17 protein-coding genes are annotated in these 18310 nt (G+C 73.2%); 14 read left to right on the top strand and 3 right to left on the bottom strand.

Annotation, left to right across the window (positions count from 1 at the left end):
* Window positions 1-51: 51 nt before the first annotated feature.
* Window positions 52-915, bottom strand: coding sequence for a hypothetical protein (locus AB0C21_RS02155; RefSeq protein WP_500202242.1), 864 nt, complete (start codon window positions 913-915; stop codon window positions 52-54).
* A 220-nt stretch (window positions 916-1135) separates the two neighbouring features.
* On the opposite strand from AB0C21_RS02155, the gene rsmD reads away from it, so the two are divergent.
* The 10 genes from rsmD (at window position 1136) to smc (ending at window position 11843) form a co-directional block, all read left to right on the top strand.
* Window positions 1136-1702 carry a 16S rRNA (guanine(966)-N(2))-methyltransferase RsmD gene (gene rsmD, locus AB0C21_RS02150; protein WP_500202241.1) on the top strand — a complete coding sequence of 189 codons (567 nt, stop codon included), beginning with the start codon at window positions 1136-1138 and terminating at the stop codon, window positions 1700-1702.
* A gap of 38 nt (window positions 1703-1740) precedes the next feature.
* Window positions 1741-3192, top strand: a complete 1452-nt coding sequence (locus AB0C21_RS02145) for a peptidoglycan D,D-transpeptidase FtsI family protein (protein WP_500202240.1) — start codon at window positions 1741-1743, stop codon at window positions 3190-3192.
* 94 nt (window positions 3193-3286) lie between these two features.
* Window positions 3287-3769 (top strand): pantetheine-phosphate adenylyltransferase, encoded by a 483-nt coding sequence (coaD, locus tag AB0C21_RS02140; RefSeq protein WP_500202239.1) that lies wholly within the window; start codon window positions 3287-3289, stop codon window positions 3767-3769.
* 106 nt (window positions 3770-3875) lie between these two features.
* Window positions 3876-4523, top strand: a complete 648-nt coding sequence (locus AB0C21_RS02135; protein WP_149257816.1) for a YceD family protein — start codon at window positions 3876-3878, stop codon at window positions 4521-4523.
* A 1-nt stretch (window position 4524) separates the two neighbouring features.
* Window positions 4525-4704: a 50S ribosomal protein L32 gene (rpmF, locus tag AB0C21_RS02130; RefSeq protein ID WP_149257815.1), complete on the top strand. Its 180-nt coding sequence runs from the start codon at window positions 4525-4527 to the stop codon at window positions 4702-4704.
* A gap of 275 nt (window positions 4705-4979) precedes the next feature.
* The gene (gene rnc / locus AB0C21_RS02125; protein WP_500202238.1) at window positions 4980-5807 is read left to right on the top strand and encodes a ribonuclease III; all 828 of its coding nucleotides are present in this window, start codon (window positions 4980-4982) and stop codon (window positions 5805-5807) included.
* Window positions 5800-6693 carry a bifunctional DNA-formamidopyrimidine glycosylase/DNA-(apurinic or apyrimidinic site) lyase gene (gene mutM / locus AB0C21_RS02120; RefSeq protein WP_500202237.1) on the top strand — a complete coding sequence of 298 codons (894 nt, stop codon included), beginning with the start codon at window positions 5800-5802 and terminating at the stop codon, window positions 6691-6693. Before rnc ends, mutM begins: the two co-directional genes overlap by 8 nt.
* Window positions 6694-6712: 19 nt before the next feature.
* Complete coding sequence (locus tag AB0C21_RS02115) at window positions 6713-7027, top strand: acylphosphatase (protein ID WP_500202236.1); 315 nt, start codon at window positions 6713-6715, stop codon at window positions 7025-7027.
* 178 nt (window positions 7028-7205) lie between these two features.
* On the top strand, window positions 7206-7403 hold the full coding sequence (locus AB0C21_RS02110; RefSeq protein WP_141577590.1) for a hypothetical protein: 198 nt from the start codon (window positions 7206-7208) through the stop codon (window positions 7401-7403).
* Window positions 7404-8180: 777 nt separating this feature from the next.
* Entirely contained in the window at window positions 8181-11843 is a 3663-nt protein-coding gene (gene smc, locus AB0C21_RS02105) for a chromosome segregation protein SMC (RefSeq protein WP_500202235.1), read from the top strand.
* A gap of 15 nt (window positions 11844-11858) precedes the next feature.
* Here the strand turns inward: smc and AB0C21_RS02100 are convergent, their stop codons facing one another.
* Window positions 11859-12965, bottom strand: coding sequence for a helix-turn-helix domain-containing protein (locus AB0C21_RS02100; protein WP_500202234.1), 1107 nt, complete (start codon window positions 12963-12965; stop codon window positions 11859-11861).
* 227 nt (window positions 12966-13192) lie between these two features.
* Between AB0C21_RS02100 and AB0C21_RS02095 the strand changes: the two genes are divergently transcribed.
* Complete coding sequence (locus AB0C21_RS02095; RefSeq protein ID WP_500202233.1) at window positions 13193-14398, top strand: sensor histidine kinase; 1206 nt, start codon at window positions 13193-13195, stop codon at window positions 14396-14398.
* A complete protein-coding gene (locus AB0C21_RS02090; RefSeq protein WP_500202232.1) occupies window positions 14398-15084 on the top strand; it encodes a response regulator transcription factor in 687 nt (228 codons plus the stop codon). The genes AB0C21_RS02095 and AB0C21_RS02090 overlap by 1 nt, the downstream gene beginning before the upstream one ends.
* 195 nt (window positions 15085-15279) lie before the next feature.
* Here AB0C21_RS02090 and AB0C21_RS02085 read toward each other — a convergent pair whose 3' ends face one another.
* Entirely contained in the window at window positions 15280-15819 is a 540-nt protein-coding gene (locus AB0C21_RS02085) for a hypothetical protein (protein WP_500202231.1), read from the bottom strand.
* A gap of 924 nt (window positions 15820-16743) precedes the next feature.
* On the opposite strand from AB0C21_RS02085, the gene AB0C21_RS02080 reads away from it, so the two are divergent.
* The gene (locus tag AB0C21_RS02080) at window positions 16744-17151 is read left to right on the top strand and encodes a globin domain-containing protein (RefSeq protein WP_500202230.1); all 408 of its coding nucleotides are present in this window, start codon (window positions 16744-16746) and stop codon (window positions 17149-17151) included.
* 3 nt (window positions 17152-17154) lie between these two features.
* Window positions 17155-18306, top strand: coding sequence for a globin domain-containing protein (locus AB0C21_RS02075; protein WP_500202229.1), 1152 nt, complete (start codon window positions 17155-17157; stop codon window positions 18304-18306).
* The last annotated feature ends 4 nt before the right edge of the window (window positions 18307-18310 follow it).

The following is an 18310-nucleotide window of genomic DNA, read 5'->3' as shown; positions in this document are numbered from 1 at the left end:
AACGGCGAAAGGGGCGCCTCCGCATGGGAGGCGCCCCCTTCGGTGAGCGGCTCAGGACTCGCGGGCGTGGCGCCTGCGGGTCGCCGCCACGGCGGCGCTTCCCGCGGCGATGGCGGTCAGGCCGAGCGCCACGAGCGGCAGCGCCTCGGTGCCGGTGAAGGGAAGCCCCTTGGGCGGCGTGAACCCGGCGGCGGCCGTCGGGTGGCCGGGGCCCATTCCCGGAGCGGACGGGATCTGCGGCAGCAGCGGTGAGGAAGGCAGCGACGGAGGCTCCGGGGAGGGGCTCGGAGGCGTCGGCTCGCCGGGCGGCGGGGGCGGGGGAGTCGGCGGGGTCGGAGGCGTCGGGGGAGTCGGGGGCGTGGGCGGTGTGGGAGCCTCGCAGCCTCCGCCCACGCAGACGCCCGCGGACAGGTTGGCCGAGACGGGCGTTCCGCCCGCAGGGGTCACCGACGCGCCCAGTTCGGTGCGGGCGCTGAGGAGCCGGTTGCCTCCCGAGACCGCGGCCCCCGTCTTGAGGGAGAGGGCGGTGCCGCCGGCGGGCGACGCGGCGCGAGCGTCGAGCCGGGTGGCCGCCTTGACCGTGGCGTCGTTCAGCGACGCGGAGGCGCCGGTCCGGAGCCGGACGCCCGCGCCGGCCTTGGGGGTGCCGACGCCCGCGCCGACGTCGAGGCCCGCGCTGGTGGTCCTGGTGCGCTCGTCGTACTTCAGCGTGGCGCCGAGCCGGAGCTCGACGGCGGGCTCGGCCTTGCCGGCCCTCGGCGCCTTACGGGTTCTCTTGAGGGTCGTCGGGCTCTTCGGAGTCTTCGGCTCGGCGGTCTGCGGGTGGGGCGCGAGCCCGGCGAGGGGCTGGGAGGTCTCGGCGTGCGAGACGCCGCTCATCGCGGCGATGCCGAGCACCGTCGCACCGGCCGTCACCGCCAGTCTCCTACCGTGATGCACTGGTGCTCCTGGGTCACTGGGTTGCACAACCTGCGAGCACGTTTGCACGTGAAGTAGTCGCTGTGAACCGCGTTCGTGTCATTTGGGTAGAGGTTCACAAGCGGTCGGTAGTTGGATTGTGCAACATTCTTGGGAATCGTCCGGATGCGAACCGGGCGAGGCGCGAGCAGCGGGGGCCGCCCCCGATACTGGGACGGTGAGCAGGGTCATCGCGGGCATCGCGGGAGGACGGCGGCTGGCCGTCCCGGCGGGACGGGACACCAGGCCGACCAGCGACCGCGCCAGGGAGGGGCTCTTCTCCACGGTGCTGGCCCTGCTCGGCCCGCTGGACGGGCTGCGCGTCGCCGACCTGTACGCGGGTTCGGGCGCGGTCGGGCTCGAAGCACTGTCCCGGGGCGCCGCCCATGCGCTGCTGGTCGAGTCGCATCCGCGCGCGATGAAGGTGATCCGGCAGAACGCCGAGTCGCTCGGGCTGCCCGGCGCCGTCCCCTGCGCGGACAAGGTGGAGCGGGTCGTCCGGAAGAAGCCGGACGAGCCCTACGACCTGGTCTTCGCCGACCCGCCGTACGCGCTTGCGGACGCGTCCGTCACCGCCCTGCTGGAGGATCTGCGTGACAACGGGTGGACGTCCCCGGACGCGCTCGTCGTCGTGGAGCGCGCCGCCCGCGGCCCGGCGCTGGAGTGGCCCGGCGGCTACGAGGCCGAGCGGGAGCGGCGCTACGGCGAGGCGGTGTTCTGGTACGGCCGCGCGGTCGCGCGTTAGCCCGCATCGGGCAGAGGTATTCGGGTAGAGGGATCCGCATGAAGCCCGGGATCGACCGCGCGGTGGCGCGCACCTGGGTGCTCACCCTGCTCCTGATCCTCGCGCTCCTGGTGAACGTCACCTACGTCCAGGGCTTCCAGGCGCAGGAGCTGCGGGACGACTCGCTCAACGCCCGCCAGTTCGAGGACCGCTTCAAGATCGACCGGGGCCCCGTCGTCGCGCGCGGCGAACGGCTCGCCTGGTCCGAGCAGGTCGGCGGCGACCGCTTCCAGCGCCGCTACAAGGACGGCGCAGCGTTCGCGCCGATCACCGGGTACTTCTCCGTGTTCTCCCAGACCGGCCTGGAGGAGGCCGAGAACCACTTCCTGGACGGGACCGACGCCCGCCTCGCCACCTCCAACCTCGTCGACAAGCTGATCGGCAAGCACGTCCCCGGCGGCACGGTGGAGGCCACCGTCGACCCCGACGCGCAGCGCGCCGCCTACGAGGCGCTGAAGGGCAGTGGCGCCCGCCGAGGGGCCGCGGTCGTCCTGGACGCGCGCACCGGCGCGGTGCTGGTGATGGCGTCCACGCCGTCCTACGACCCGAACGAGGTGTCGACCCTCGACCGGGACAAGGCCGCGAAGGCGTTCGCCCGCCTCGGCGACCAGCCGCGCAAGCCGCTGCTCAACAAGGCCGCGTACGAGCTGTTCCCGCCCGGCTCCACGTTCAAGACCGTCGTCGCCGCGGCGGCGCTGAGGGCCGGGACGAGCGAGGACACGCGCGTCAAGGCCGGACGCAGCTACCGCCCGCCGGGCGCCGGGCAGGCGATCAACAACGACGCGGGCGACATCGGCGGATCCTGCGACCTCGCCCGGATCCCCCTGATCGAGGCGTACGCGCAGTCCTGCAACACGACGTTCGCCTACATGGGCGCCCAGAAGCCCGGGAACGACGCCGTCAACGCGCAGGCGGGCAGGTTCGGTTTCGGGGAGCGGATCGAGTTCGCGGACGGCCTCAAGAGCGCCCCCAGCTCGTTCCCCAAGACCGACCAGCCCTCGCTCAGCGCGCTCGGCTCCATCGGGCAGGGCAGCACGGTCGCCTCGCCGCTGCAGATGGCCATGGTCGCCGCCGCGGTCCTCAACGACGGGGAGGTCATGCGTCCCCGCCTGGTGGACAGGCTCCGCGCCCCGGACGGCTCGACGGTCGACAAGATCTCGCCCCAGCGGATGTCCCGCGCGCTCACCGGCGACCAGGCCGAGCAGATGCGGGACATGATGGAGGCCGTCGTCGAGCGGGGCACCGGCAAGTCCCTGCGGGGGACCTCCGTCCTCGGCGGCAAGACCGGAACCGCCGACGTCGAGGGCGCCTCCTACAACGACCGCTGGTTCATCGGGTTCGGCCCGCGCAGCGACCCCAGGTACGCGGTCGCGGTGATGACGGAGGCGTCCGGGTACGGCATCGAGTCCGGCCCGATCGCCGCCAGGATCCTGGACGCCCTGGGCGGCTGAGGACGCCCCCGGCGAGCCCGGTGGAAACCCGGCCGAATGCGATTTGGTACGTTCACGCCGCAGGTCAGAAACCGGGACCGAAGGGGTTCGCGCCGTGCGCCGTGTCGTCTGTCCGGGATCGTTCGACCCCGTCACCAACGGGCATCTCGACATCATCAGCCGCGCCTCCCGCCTCTATGACGAGGTGGTCGTCGCCGTGCTGATCAACAAGAACAAGAAGAGCCTGTTCACCGTGGACGAGCGCGCCGACATGATCTCCGAGGTCACCCGGGAGTACGGCAACGTCACGGTCGACACCTTCTACGGGCTCACCGTCGACTACTGCAAGGAGCAGGACATCCCGGTCATCGTCCGGGGCCTGCGGGCCGTCAGCGACTACGAGTACGAGTTGCAGATGGCGCAGATGAACCACCGGATCGCCGGGGTGGAGACGCTGTTCATGGCGACGAACCCCGAGTACGCCTTCCTGTCGTCCAGCCTGATGAAGGAGGTCGTGCGGTTCGGCGGGGACGTGTCCGGCCTCGTCCCCGACAGCGTGCACGACCGGCTGGTGCAGCGGCTCCAGCACGATTCCTGACCGTCCGGCGGCGGGTCCGGCCCTGGTGGCCGGGGCCGTGAGTTGGGTCAGCGGCCCGTGTTCGGTACCCTGGGACATCGGCCATCACAGGCGGCCGCCGTTCACCATGCCTCACGAAAGCAGGAATCCGCTGACACGCCACGACCCCAGCGCCCCTCTCAAGCTCGACACCCGAGCTCTGGGCAGGCAACCCGGGTCGTCGCGGGAGGAGCACCTGTCCGTGCCGGCACCGGAGAATTTCGGCGTCGAGATGGTGGGCGTCCCCGAGGGCGCCGCGATCGAGCTGGACCTCCGGCTCGAAGCGGTCCTGGAGGGGGTGCTCGTCACCGGCACGGCGACGGTCCCCCTGAAGGGGGAGTGCTCCCGCTGCCTCGATCCGATCGCCTCGACCTTCGAGGCGGACTTCCAGGAGCTCTTCGTCTACGACGACACCCGCTCCGGCGGGAACGCCGACGACGACGAGCTCCGCCTCGAGGGCGACATCATCGACCTCGAACCGGTCCTGCGGGACGCGGTGGTGCTCGCGCTGCCGCTGTCCCCGCTGTGCCGGGACGACTGCCCGGGCCTGTGCCCGGACTGCGGTGCACGGCTCGCGGACGTCGGGCCTGACCACCACCACGACGTCGCCGACCCCCGGTGGGCGGCGCTGCGGGACCTGGCCGGCGACATGGCGCCGGCCGCCCCCGACCGGGGGAACGGGAGCTCCGGCTCCCGTGCTTCATCGGACCGACGAGAAGGAAAGCAGGAGGGCTGACGTGGCCGTCCCGAAGCGGAAGAAGTCGCGCAGCAACACGCGGCACCGGCGCGCGCAGTGGAAGACCGCCGCGCCGAACCTGGTCGAGTGCCCGACGTGCCGCGACCACAAGCTGCCGCACACCGCGTGCGCGACATGCGGAACCTACGACCGGCGGCAGGTCATCGCCCCGTCGGCCTGAGTCTTCTCGCATCATGGGGGGCGGATCCGCGCGAGCGGCCCGCCCCCCACGGTGCGGCAGGACAAGCACCCCGACCACCCGGCGCGCGACGTCGGCGTGGTGACCGGCGCGGAGACATGCGCCCGGAGCCGTGGTGCACGCCGGGATCAAACCGACCGGCGCGCACCTCGTCTTCGCGGACCCTCCCCGCCGAGCGTCCTCGCCGTCCCGGCCACCGGCCGCGCGCCGCAGAGGCGACCGCGCGCTGCGCGGTGCACGGCCTGCGAGGAGGGCCTGTGAGCGCTAAGAAGACCGAACCCGCGCCGGACCGCGCGGAACTGACCCACGCCCTCGGCGTCGAGGTGGGCGAGGAGCTGCTCGAACGCGCCCTCACCCACCGTTCCTACGCCTACGAGAACGGCGGCCTGCCCACCAACGAGCGCCTGGAGTTCCTCGGCGACTCGGTGCTGGGCCTCGTCGTCACCGACACGCTGTTCCGCGGCCACCCCGACCTGCCCGAGGGGCAGCTCGCCAAGCTGCGCGCCGCCGTGGTCAACATGCGCGCCCTGGCCGGCGTCGCCCGCGGGCTCGGCGTCGGCGCCCACATCCGGCTCGGCCGCGGCGAGGAGGGCACCGGAGGCCGCGACAAGGCCTCGATCCTCGCCGACACCCTGGAGGCGCTGATCGGCGCCGTCTACCTCGACCGGGGCCTGGAGGAGGCGTCCGCCCTGGTGCACCGGCTCTTCGACGGGCTGATCCAGCGGTCGGCCGGCCTCGGCGCCGGCCTGGACTGGAAGACCTCCCTGCAGGAGCTCACCGCCGTCGAGGAGCTCGGCGTCCCCGAGTACCACGTCGCCGAGAGCGGCCCCGACCACCAGAAGACCTTCCGCGCCTCCGTGCGGGTCGGCGGCCAGGCCTACGGGTCCGGCGAGGGCCGCAGCAAGAAGGAGGCCGAGCAGCACGCCGCCGAGGCCGCCTGGAACGCCATCCGGGAGATCGTCGTCCAGCGCGAGGCGGAGGCTCAGGCCGAGGCGGTGAAACAGGCGGGGGCGCAGGCCGGGCCGCCGGCGCAGGGCGCGGACGCGGCCAGGGAGGCCGGGCAGGCGGCGCAGGCCGGTGCCTGAGCTCCCCGAGGTCGAGGTCGTCCGGCGCGGCCTCGAGAGCTGGACGACCGGCCGCACCGTCGCGTCCGCCGAGGTCCTGCACCCGCGGTCGGTGCGCCGGCACGCGGCGGGCCCCGCCGACTTCGCCGGGCGCCTGGCCGGACGCACCATGCTGGCCCCCCGGCGCCGCGGCAAGTACCTGTGGATCCCGCTCCAGGGCGAGGAGGGCGGCGACCCCGGCGAGGCGGTGCTCGCGCACCTCGGCATGAGCGGCCAGCTGCTCGTCGGCGAGCCCGACCGCGAGCGCGAGAAGCACCTGCGGGTCCGCGTCGAGTTCGACGACAAGGGCCACGACCTCCGGTTCGTCGACCAGCGGACGTTCGGGCATCTCATGGTCGCCGACCTCGTCCCCGACGCCTTCGACGCCCGGACGCTCGTCCCCGAGCCGATCGTGCACATCGCGGCCGACCCGCTGGAGGACGCCTTCGACGCGGAGGCCTTCTACCGCGCCCTGCGCCGCCGCAAGACCGGGATCAAACGGGCCCTGCTCGACCAGTCCCTCATCAGCGGGGTCGGCAACATCTACGCCGACGAGGCGCTGTGGCGCTCCAGGCTGCACTGGGCGCGGCCGACCGACACGATGACCCGGGCCGAGGCCGCGCGCGTCCTGGAGGCCGCACGAGAGGTCATGGGGGCCGCTCTGGCGGTCGGCGGGACGTCCTTCGACAGCCTCTACGTGAACGTCAACGGCGAGAGCGGCTACTTCGAGCGGTCCCTGGACGCCTACGGCCGGCGGGACGAGCCCTGCCGCCGCTGCGGCACCGCGATCCGCCGCGACGAGTTCATGAACCGCTCGTCCTACAGCTGCCCGGTGTGCCAACCCCGCCCGAGGCGGGCACGGTACTAGCGGCGCCGAGGGGGGAGCGATGAACGGCGACGAGAACGACGACGAGATCGTCCGGCTGACGGCCTGGGTGCGCGGGCGCGTCCAGGGCGTCGGGTTCCGCTGGTGGGTGCGGGCGCGGGCCCTCGAACTGGGCCTCGCCGGCAGCGCCACCAACCTCCGCGACGGCCGCGTCGAGGTCGTCGCCGAGGGCCCGCGCCGCGGCTGCCGCCGGCTCCTGGAGCTGCTGGACGGCGACGTGCCCGGCGGCGTTCCGGGACGTCCCGGCGCCGTCACCGGCGTCACCGACCGCTGGAGCGCGCCGCGCGGCGAGGCCGCCGGGTTCCACGAACGGTGACCGGGTAGGGAGTACCGGTTTGTACCTGCTAAACTAGTAGAGGAAGGTTGTTACTGGCCTGTGATGTGCGCCTTGACCGGCGCAGCGGCCGGTGCGACTCTAGACGGTACGCGCACCGACTTCAGCAGTTTCCCGTGCGCGATCCCTGCTGGTTACTCAGCGTGGAGGACCCTTAGTCATGGCGAAGGCTCTACTCGGCCACGTCGGCGGTCCCGACCCCCGGATGGTCGCGGAGATGCGGCGCCTTCAGCAGCGCGTACGTGACCTGGAGGCCGAGCTCGTACGGCTCCAGGCGGAGAACGACGCGCTTGCGACGGCGACGGACGACGAAGTGATGTCGCTGCCGGTGAAGGAACGCGAACCGGCTCTTACTTGATTGCTTTTTTCTCCTCCTTCGGGCCTGGCGGCCCTCCATCGTCGTAAAAAGCGGGCGATCGCTGGCATCGCTTCGTCTCGCCTTGCGGCTCGCTGCGCGATCAGGTTCTCGCTTCGCTTGAACCTGCCTTCGGACGCGATCGCGGCCATTGAGGTCGTCGCGTGGTTGCGGCGGTGGCTGAGGTAGTCGCGGTGCCTGTTGTTCGCAGTGCTCTCCTCCTTCGGGCCTGGCGGCCCTCCATCGTCGAGCACTGCGGGCGATCGCTGGCATCGCTCCGTCTCGCCTTGCGGCTCGCTGCGCGATCAGGTTCTCGCAAGCTCGAACCTGCCTTCGGACGCGATCGCGACCATTGAGGTCGTCGCGTGGTTGCGGTGCGGGCTGAGGTCGGTGCGGCCGGAGTTTCGTCCTCGGCCCTTCGGCCATCGGTCGCCGTGGTTTGCGGGTGGTCGGTTGCACCACTTTGGTCTGTTGCGCGACCAGGTTTTCGCTTTGCTTGAACTTGCCTTCGGACGCGAGCGCGGGGCCCGAGCAGTCGCGTGGGGTGGCGGTCGTTGCGGTGGCCGGGGCCCGTCAAGGTGCGCGGCTCGGTGGGTGATCGGGTGTCCGCCTCTCGGGCGGTGTCGTTCTGATCGCCCTGTTCTCCTTTCTCCCATCTCCCGGTCGCCGTTGTGGGGCGCTGTCTTCGGCTGGTGAGCGAGTGCCGTGCTCGTGGGTGGTGCTCCCGGTATTGTTCGACGGATGTTCTAGGTCTGGACACCGGAGGGGGACGGCTGGCGCGTGTATCTCAAGACTCTGACGCTGCGCGGCTTCAAGTCCTTCGCGTCCTCCACCACGCTCAAGTTCGAGCCGGGGATCACCGCCGTCGTGGGGCCCAACGGGTCCGGCAAGTCCAATGTCGTGGACGCGCTGGCGTGGGTGATGGGGGAGCAGGGCGCCAAGTCGCTGCGCGGCGGCAAGATGGAGGACGTCATCTTCGCCGGGACGGCCAACCGGGCGCCGCTGGGGCGCGCCGAGGTCGTGCTGACGATCGACAACTCCGACGGCGCGCTGCCGATCGACTACACCGAGGTCACGATCAGCCGGCTGATGTTCCGGTCGGGGTCGAGCGAGTACGCGATCAACGGCGACTCGTGCCGGCTGCTGGACATCCAGGAACTGCTGTCGGACTCCGGCATCGGCCGCGAGATGCACGTGATCATCGGGCAGGGGCAGCTCGACCGCGTCCTGCACTCGGGGCCGGAGGGGCGCCGCGCGGTGATCGAGGAGGCGGCGGGCGTCCTCAAGCACCGCAAGCGCAAGGAGAAGGCCCTCCGCAAGCTCGACGCGATGCAGGGCAACCTCACGCGCGTGCAAGACCTCACGGGTGAGCTGCGGCGGCAGCTTAAGCCGCTCGGCAAGCAGGCCGAGATCGCGCGCCGGGCCGCGGTGATCCAGGCCGACCTGCGGGACGCCCGGCTGCGGCTGCTCGCCGACGACCTGGTCACCCTGCGGACGAAGCTGGAGCAGGAGGCCGCCGACGAGGCCGCGATCCGGGAGCGGCGCACCGAGACCGAGCGGGCACTGGCCGAGGCGCAGGAGCGCGAGGGCGTCCTGGAGGCCGAGGAGGCCGAGCAGGCGCCGAAGCTCGCCCAGGTCCAGGACACCTGGTTCCAGCTGTCGGCGCTGAAGGAGCGGCTGCGCGGCGTCGCCGACCTCGCCGCCGAGCGGCACCGCAACGCCGCCGAGGCGCGCGAGGAGGAGCGGCGCGGCCGCGACCCCGAGGACATGGAGCGCGAGGCCGCCGAGATCCGCGAGCAGGAGGAGATGCTCCGCGCCGCGCTGGACGAGGCGCGCGACGGGCTGTCCCATGCCGTGGACGAGCGGTCGGCGGCCGAGGAGGCCCTCGCCGCCGAGGAGCGCCGCCTGCAGTCCGCCGCCCGCGCCGCAGCCGACCGCCGCGAGGAGCTGGCCCGGCTGCGCGGCCGGGTGGAGGCGCTGCGCAGCAAGGCGCAGGCCGGGCGGTCGGAGATCGGGCGGCTCGCGCAGGCGCGGGAGGAGGCCGAGCAGCGCGCCGAGTCCGCGCAGGCCGATTTCGAGGCGTTCGAGGCCGAGGTCGTCGAGGACCCGGCGCTCGCCGCCGAGCACGAGACCGCCCAGGAGGCGCTCGCCGCGGCCAAGGACGCCGCCGAGTCCGCCCGCGCCGCCGTGGACGGCCCGCGCCGCGCGCTGAAGGAGGCCCGGACGGCCGCGGGTGCGGCCCGCACCGCCGACCAGGCGGCGCAGAAGAAGGTCGCGGCCCTCCAGGCGCGGATCGAGGCCCTGAACCTGACGCTCGCCAGCGCCGCCGACGGCGGGGAGGCGCTGCTGGCGGCGGGCTCCGACGGCTCGCTCGACGGGGTGCTCGGCACGGTCGCGTCGCTGCTGAACGTCCGGTCCGGATACGAGACCGCCATCGCCGCCGCGCTCGGCAACGCCGCCGAGGCCATCGCCGTCGGATCGCTGGACACCGCCGAGGCCGCCCTCGCACTGCTGCGCTCCCGCGACGCCGGACGCGCCGGGCTGGTCGTCGGCGGCGGGGCGCCGGCGCGGGCCGAGCGGGTCGCCGGCGTCGACTACGCGGTCGACGCGGTCACCGTCCCGGACGCCGTGCGGCCCGCGTTCGAGCACCTGCTGCGGGACGTGGTCGTGGTCGACGACGTCCCGGCCGCGGCCGCGCTCGTGCGCAGGGAGGCGTCGCTGCGGGCCGTCACCCGGGACGGGGAGCTCGTCGGGGCGCACTGGGCGCAGGGCGGCGCCGCGGGCGGCGGGCAGAGCCTCCTGCAGATGCGCGCGACGCTCGACCAGGCCACCGAGGATCTCGCCGCGGCCGAGACGGCCGCCGCCGTCGCCGCCGACGGCCTCGCCGCGGCGGTGGAGCACGAGCACGCCGCCCAGACCGCGGTCGAGGCGGCCGAAGCCGCCGCCGGGGAGGCCCGGTCGGGCGTCGACCACGCGCAGGCCGCGCTCGACCGCGTCCGGACGCGGCTGCGGGAGTACGACGCGCAGGCCGCGCAGGAGGCCAAGCGCGCCGCGCGCCTGGAGGCCGACGTCCGGGCCGCGCGGGGTGAGGCCGAGCGGCTGACCAAGGCCCTCGACGCGGCAGGGGAATCCCTCGAACGCGACACCGAGGCGGCCGAGGAGCTCGCGGTGCGGCTCGCCGAGGCGGAGGAGGCCGCCGAGGTCGCCGACGAGGCCGGGCACGACACCGAGGCCCGCGACGAGCTGAACGCCCGCTGCCAGGAGCTGCGCAGCGTGGAGATGGAGGCGCGGCTCTCGGTCCGCACCGCCGAGGAGCGCGTCCAGGCCATCGCCGGGCGCGCCGACGCGCTCGAACGCGGCGCGCGCCGCGAGCGAGAGGAGCGCGCTCGCGCAGCCCAGCGCCGTGCCCGCCGGGAGGAGCAGGCCAGGGTCGCCAAGGCCGTCCTGCGGGGCGCGCGGGCGGCGCTGGAGCGCATCGAGCACTCCCTCGCCGCCGCGGTGCGCCGCCGCGAGGCGGCGGAGCAGGCCAAGGCGGCGCGCGAGGCCGAGCTGAAGGTCGTCCGCGGGCAGGTGCGCGAGCTGTCCTCCACCCTCGAACGCCTCGTCAACGTCGTGCACGGCAACGAGGTCGCCCGCGCCGAGCAGCGGCTGCGGCTGGAGCAGTACGAGCAGCGGGCCCTGGAGGAGTTCGGCCTGGAGGTCGAGGCGCTGGTGTCGGAGTACGGGCCCGACCAGCCCGTCCCGGCCGACCCGGAGAAGGGCGAGGACGCGCCGCCCCTCCCGTACGAGCGGGCCGTCCAGGAGAAGCGCGCCAAGACCGCCGAGCGGCAGCTGAACCAGCTCGGCAAGGTCAACCCGCTCGCCCTGGAGGAGTTCGCCGCCCTGGAGGAGCGGCACGCGTTCCTCACCTCCCAGCTGGAGGACCTCAAGAAGACCCAGCGCGAGCTGCTCGGCCTCGTCAAGGAGGTCGACGACCGAGTCCAGCAGGTGTTCGCCGCCGCCTACGACGACACCGCCCGCGAGTTCGAGCGGATCTTCGCCCGGCTGTTCCCCGGCGGCGAGGGCAGCCTCTCGCTGACCGAGCCGGGCGACATGCTCACCACCGGCGTCGAGGTCTCGGCCCGCCCGCCCGGCAAGAAGGTCAAGCGGCTGTCGCTGCTGTCGGGCGGCGAGCGGTCCCTGGTCGCCATCGCGTTCCTCGTCGCCGTGTTCAAGGCCCGCCCGTCCCCCTTCTACGTGCTGGACGAGGTCGAGGCCGCGCTCGACGACACCAACACGCAGCGGCTCATCACGGTGTTCGAGGAGCTGCGCGAGTCGTCCCAGCTGATCGTCATCACGCACCAGAAGCGCACCATGGAGGGCGCCGACGCGCTCTACGGCGTCAGCATGCGCGGCGACGGCGTCACGCAGGTCGTCAGCCAGCGCCTGCGCGACCTCGACTGACCGCGCGCCGGGAGGCTACGGCGCCGCGGCGGGTGAGAAGAGGTAGCCGCGCACGCCGGACCGGCCGCACGCGGTGTGGATCGCCTCCAGCGCCCCGACCTCCCGGACGCCTATGCCCACGCACATGCCGTCGCCGCGCGTCGCCTGCGGGACGATGCGGAACAGCGGCCCGCCCTTCACGGGCCCTTCCACCGGCGCCAGCCCGAACCGCTGCCGCGGATCGTCCCCGCACTTCTCCAAGGGCAGCGGGGAGCGCTCGGCGGGGGTGGCGAGCGTCGCGCACCGCAGTTGTCCTTCCACCGTGTACGCCCTCAGCTGGAACGTCCCGGCGGAGGCGGGGACGGCGGCGAGCCGGATCCGCTGGAGCGGGTCCTCCGCCACGCACCTGTCCTGCGCCAGCCGCGGCTTCATCCGGTCGTCCGGCAGGATCGACAGGCAGTTGCCGGTCCGGTCGCCGTCGGCCAGCGGCATGACCGTGTACCAGCCGGGCGGGGGCGGCGCGGCCCTTCCGGCCGGGGGCGGCGCGGTCCCGCCGGACGTCCCCGGGGCGGTCCGCGTCCGGTGCGGCTCCGCCCCGCCGCCGAACACCCCCGGCAGCGTCGAGGCCACCACGGCGATCGTGATGATGGCGGGGGCCGCCACGAGCAGCGACACCCGGCGCCGGCCGCCGGACGCGCGTGGAGTCGGCCTGCGGTGCCACGGACGCGGCGGCGGCGCCGCGCGGTGCTCGGAGCCGTTGCCGGGAGCGGGTGGGGGCGCGGTGGGTACCGCTGCGGCCGCCAGATCCAGCCTCATCGGGGGCAGTTCGGCGAACCACTTCTCGTTCCCCACGGCGGTGGAGGGGCCGCAGAGGCGGTCATAGGCCAGCAGCCAGCGCTCGCGCTCGTCCGGCGGAAGGCCGCATGCGGTCACGAAGGAGGCCGTCAGGTCCCGGCTCGGCGGCGTGCCGCCCCGGAGGAACCCCTCGATTCCGGACGGGGCGACCGCGCCGTCCGCGCGCATGCGGTCCTCGAGCTCGGAAAGGGGCAGGCCGGACCATTGCCGCAGACGGCGCATCAGGTCGAGGAAATCGGCGGGGCCGCGGGCCTCCTCCGGCCGCGGAACCGCGCTCGGAGCCGGCACCGGTGTCCTCCCGCGAACGGGAACGCTTGTTCTCGGGGGCATCGTAGCGATCTTCTCGGTCGGAATGACTAATGTTCCCTATGTGGTCTTTGACCAGATCCATGGCGTCATGAGTTCAGCGCCGGTCATGAGTTCGGCGCTCGTCCAGAGTTAGGCGCTCGTCAACGGGAGGGGCCCCCGCGATGCCGCGCTCCGGTGTACCGGTTCCGCCTGATTTGCAGCGTTCCGTGGAGAGCAGGATCGGTGCCACGTTCGTCCTTCTGACGCAGCTGCGCGTCCTCGTCATCGGGGTGACCGCGGTGGTGGACGGGCAGGTGCGCGGCGACCCCTGGGCGCTCGGCGTGCTCGTCCTCGCGGCCGTCGCCTCCGGCGCGGTGCTGGCGGGCTGGGAGAAGGTCGTGCCGCGGCTGCTCGCGCAGCCCGCCCTGCTGGCCTTCGACGTGCTCGCCGGCTACGCCGTGCTGCAGGTGGGCGGGATCTTCGGCCCCTACTTCCTCGTGACCGTGGTGACCGCGGGTCTCGCCGGCCTGCTGTACCGGTGGCCGGTCACCGCGCTGCTGTGCGCCCAGCAGGCCGTCCTGTACTACACGGCGCTCTACCGCACCGCGCCGTCCGAGGAGGACGGCGGCGCCACCATGCCGCTGCTGGTCATGCTGCCCGTCTTCTACGGGGTCGCCGCGCTCGCCGGGGCGGTGCTGCGCCGCCTGTTCGACGAGCACGCCGCCGCCGAGGAGGCGCGCTGGCGGGCGGAGGCGCAGGCGATGGCCGCCGAGGAGCGGACCCGGCTGGCCCGCGACATGCACGACTCGCTGGCCGGGACGCTCTCCGGCATCGCCATGTCGGCGAACAGCCTGCCCGCCTGGGTCCGCAGGTCCCCCGACCGCGCCGAGGCCGAGGCGCGGCGGATCGCCGAGGCGGCCCGGGTCGCCATCCGCGAGGCGCGCTCGCTCATCGCCGGGCTGCGCGACGACCCGGCCGGCGTCTCGCTGGGCGACGCCCTGCGGAAGCTGGCGGGGGAGTGGGAGGCGCGCACAGGCGTCCCGGTGCGGGTGGACGCCGAGGCCGGCGCGAACCTCCCGGCGCCGCGGCGGCGCGAGATGGTCACGATCGTGAGAGAGGCGCTGGAGAACGTGCGGCGGCACGCGCACGCGTCCAGCGTCGACATCGCCGCAGCGGTCGTCGGCGGCGACCTGGAGGTGCGCGTGCGGGACGACGGCACGGGCATGCCCGGGCGGCCGGACGACCCCGGCCGGCTGGACGCACTCGCCGGCGGCGGCCATTACGGCCTCGTCGGCATGCACGAGCGGGCCGCGCGGGCGGGCGGCCGGCTGGCGGTGCGCTCGGTCCCGGGCGGCGGCACCGAGATCACGGCGTCGATGCCGGCGGCGGACCCGGACCCCGAGCCCGCGCGGGCCGCGCTCGGGGGCGGCTGATGGACGAGCCCGTCGACGACGAGCCCCGCCGCTACCGCGTCATGGTGGTGGACGACAATCCCTTCATCCGCGCCGGACTCACCTCCGCGCTGGAGGCCGCCGGCGACATCGAGGTGGTGGGCGAGGCGGGCGACGGCCGCGAGGCCGAGGAACTGGCCCGGCGGCTGGTGCCCGACGTGGTCCTGCTCGACGTCCGGATGCCGCGCGCGGACGGGGTGAGCGCCGCCGCCGCGCTGAGCGGGATCAGCCGCGTGATCATGCTGACCCAGGTCGAGGAGCCCGAGGTGGTCCTGTCGGCCGTCCGCAACGGCGCCGTCGGCTACCTCGTGCACAACACCTTCACCGTGGACGAGCTCGCCGCGGCGATCCGGGACACCGTCCGGCACCGGGCCCACCCCCTCTCGCACGCGGCCGGCGCCGCGCTCATCGACGCCGTGCGGGCCGACACGCCCGCGGCGCGCGCGGCCGATCCGGCCGAGCAGCGTGCGCGTTTCGGCCTTTCCTCCCGCGAGGCCCAGGTCATGAATCTGATCGTGCGCGGGCACCCGAACCAGGAGATCGCGGCCACGCTATTCGTCACCGAGAAGACCGTCAAGAACTACATCAACCGCATTTATGCGAAGCTCGGCGCGCCGAACCGGGCGACCGCCATCGTGACCTGGCTCGGACTCCCTCCCCCTGGCTGAGCTGCACGTTCGTGGTTGGGGCCCCGGGCCGCCTCCGGTAGGGCCCTAGGGCCCTAGGGGTGCCCGCTGAGATCGAATAGCGTTTCCGGCGAACGGATTCCATGAATGACGGCGCATTTCCGGCGGCCCTTCCTCCGGTGCGCCGCCCGAAGGAGATCATGCTTTTACCGGCCTTGACCAGTGCGGCGCCCGATGTCATTCGACGATCTGCCAGACCTCTCCGTTGTGGCGCAGGGTGAACTCGCCTTGAAGGGTCCTCTCCGTCATGGAGCCGCTCGTCCAGCGCAGGGCGGAGAAGGGGATGACCGCCCCGCCGCCCGACAGCCGCCCGCCCTTCACGATCACCGTGCGGAGCGCCTCCCGCTCCCGCGGCCGGAGCCAGTGCGGCGTGCCGCGCACGCCGGCCGGGCAGTCGCCGCGGAGCGCGGGGCCGCGGAGGAAGTCGCCGCCCTGCGCCACGTAGCGGCACACCGCGTCGTCTCCGGCGGCCTGGCCGCGCAGGAACGCCTGGAGCGCGGCCCGCGCGCCCTCGATCCCCTCCCGGGTGCTCGGGTCGGACTCCTGTGCGGTCTCCGAGGGCGACGGGGACGGCGGCCGGGACACCGCGCCGCCGTCCCCGCCGCCGCCGACCTCTCCGTCGCCGTTCCCGCCGCCGCAGCCCGCAGTGAGGAACGCCGCCGCGAGCGCCGCGGCGGTGAGCGCGCCGCCGGTGCGGGCGGTGAACCGGTGGGTCATTGCGTGCCTTCCTCGGGTGGGGGTGTCGGCTCGTCGTCAGAGCGCCGCCGTTCCGACAGATCAGACGGCCAGCCGAAGATTAATGCCCTGACCGGAGATCGGCCAGTGGACACGGCGTCATCCGGTCAGGGAATCTGGACACCCGTCCGGACGGCTTTCCGTGTCCAGACCGCCATTCTTCTGGTCTGATTCCTCAGACCGTGCAGGCGGAAGAATGCGGTTTTGGGGCCCCGGACCAAGTCGAAGGAGTGCGCGACGGTGAGGCGGATCAATTACACGAGAGAAAGCGTGAAATCGATGGCGGCCGAGCATCGTCCGCGGCATGGACCCCTTCATCGCCGATCAGCCGGACGGTTTCCCGGACCAGTCGGCGAATCCGGCTCGCCGTTTCCGGTGCGGCGGGCTGGCTCGACGGCCCCGCCGGTTCGGTGATCTCGGCAGAGCCCGGCGGCCCGGTGCTCTCGGCGCGGCCGATCGGTCCCGGCGACCTGCCGAGCCCTCGCCGAAACCGCCGGAGACCCTCCACCGGCGGCTGGAGGGGCGCGCCGGGTGCCGCGGGAACAGGGGCACGCGGCACCCGGCGCCCCCGAGGTCCCGCTGCCCGGCGCGGGACCGAACGCCATTCACCGTGATGCGCATCACATTTTCCCATGGAACGTGACATCGCCCAGCGCTCACATTTCGGGCGCGGCGCCGGATCTGATCCCGGGCTTCTTCCCCCGACCTATAGTCGATTGGCGACTTCGCATCCGCGCCGGTGACGCGTAATCGGCGGGATCGACGTGCACCGACCGTGATGATCCGGCGACGCTGGCGGACTTGTGTGCCCCCGGCCAATCCACTACCCATATGCACCTGCGGTTCTCCGGCTCCCTCATCGGACTCCCCTCGTCCGTACCGAGAACCGCCGGAGAGGTGCTGCCCGTGGATCCGCAGAAACTCAAAGACAATTTCGCCCTGGTGGCCGCGAACGGCCTGGACGTCGCCGAATATTTCTACGCCGACCTTTTCGCGCGGGATCCCCAGCTCAGGTCGATGTTCCCCGCCGCGATGGCCAAGCAGCACGAGGTGCTGCTGGCGGCGCTGTCCCAGATCGTCTCGACGGTGGACGACCCCGACGCGCTCGTCCCCTTCCTCACCGACCTCGGACGCCGCCACCACGGCTTCGGCGTCCTCGCCGAGCACTACGCCCCCGTCGGCGCCAGCCTGCTCGCCACCCTCGCCTACTTCAGCGGCCCGCAGTGGAGCCCCGAGCTGGAGAACGACTGGACGGCCGCCTACGGCGTCGTCGCCAAGGTCATGACGGAGGCCGCGGCGGAACCCGTCGCCTGATCCGTGGACGCCCAGCGACTCAAGGACAGCTTCGCGCACGTCGCCGAGCAGGGCGACGCGGTCGCGCTGTTCTTCTACTCCGACCTCTTCGTGCGCAACCCCCACCTGCGCGACATGTTCCCGATCGGGATGAGCGGCCAGCGCGACAAGCTGCTGCGCGCCCTCGGGCACATCGTCTCCCAGGTGGACGACCTGGCCAACCTCGTCCCTTTCCTCCAGCAGCTCGGCCGGGACCACCGCCGGTTCGGCATCGTGGCCGAGCACTACCCGCATGTCGGGGCCAGCCTCCTGACCACCCTGCGGCACTACTCCGGGCCGGCCTGGAGCGACGACCTCGAAAGCGACTGGAACGCCGCCTACACCCTCGTCGCCAAGGTCATGCTCGAGGCCGCCGACGAGAACGCCCTCAGCACGCCCGCCTGGTGGAACGGCCAGGTCGTCGCCGTCGAGCGGCGCCGCTTCGACATCAGCGTCCTGCGCGTCCAGCCCGACCGGCCCCTGCCGTACGTGCCGGGCCAGTCCGTCGCGCTGGAGGTGCCGTCCCGGCTGCGGCACTGGCGGTACTACTCGATGGCGAACGCGCCTCGTCCCGACCACACCGTCGACTTCCACGTCCGGCTGGTGGACGGGGGGCCCGTGAGCCCCGTGCTGGTGCGCGGCACACAGACCGGCGACCGCGTCCGCATGGGCGCCCCCATCGGCACGCTCACTCTGGACGAGAGCTCCCCGCGGGACGTCCTGCTCGTCGCGGGCAGCACCGGCCTCGCTCCGCTCAAGGCGATCCTGGAGCAGATCTCCCGCCGGACCGTCCCGCCGCGCGTGCACCTGTTCTTCGGCGCCCGCAGCCGCGACGGCCTCTACGACCTCGAGGACCTGACCAAGCTGGCGGGCGAGTTCCCCTGGCTCACCGTCGTCCCGGCCGTCTCGGACGAGCCGGGCGGGCACGGGTTCTCCTCGCTGCTCCAGTCGGGGGACGACGGGGTCGAGCACGGCAACCTGTCCGACGTGGTCGCCAGGCGCGGCCCGTGGGACGGCCACGACGCCTACGTGTGCGGGCCGTCGGTCATGGTCGGGCACACCGTCGAGCAGCTGACGCGGCTCGGCGTCCCCCGTGACCGCATCCGCCTCGAAACCTTCGCCGACGCACAGAGGTGAGCGC

It is taken from the genome of Spirillospora sp. NPDC049024 (assembly GCF_040649235.1).
In the GTDB taxonomy this organism is placed as follows: Bacteria; Actinomycetota; Actinomycetes; order Streptosporangiales; family Streptosporangiaceae; genus Spirillospora.
Note: the sequence above shows the minus strand (reverse complement) of the source record. Positions and strands in the feature narration are given on the sequence as shown.

Excerpts from the sequence above, each read along its gene's own strand:
- AB0C21_RS02145 (WP_500202240.1), top strand. The coding sequence starts at position 1,741 with ATGAAGCCCGGGATCGACCGCGCGGTGGCGCGCACCTGGGTGCTCACC.
- AB0C21_RS02135 (WP_149257816.1), top strand. The coding sequence starts at position 3,876 with ATGCCTCACGAAAGCAGGAATCCGCTGACACGCCACGACCCCAGCGCC.
- AB0C21_RS02115 (WP_500202236.1), top strand. The coding sequence starts at position 6,713 with ATGAACGGCGACGAGAACGACGACGAGATCGTCCGGCTGACGGCCTGG.
- AB0C21_RS02110 (WP_141577590.1), top strand. The coding sequence starts at position 7,206 with ATGGCGAAGGCTCTACTCGGCCACGTCGGCGGTCCCGACCCCCGGATG.
- AB0C21_RS02090 (WP_500202232.1), top strand. The coding sequence starts at position 14,398 with ATGGACGAGCCCGTCGACGACGAGCCCCGCCGCTACCGCGTCATGGTG.
- AB0C21_RS02085 (WP_500202231.1), bottom strand. The coding sequence starts at position 15,819 with ATGACCCACCGGTTCACCGCCCGCACCGGCGGCGCGCTCACCGCCGCG.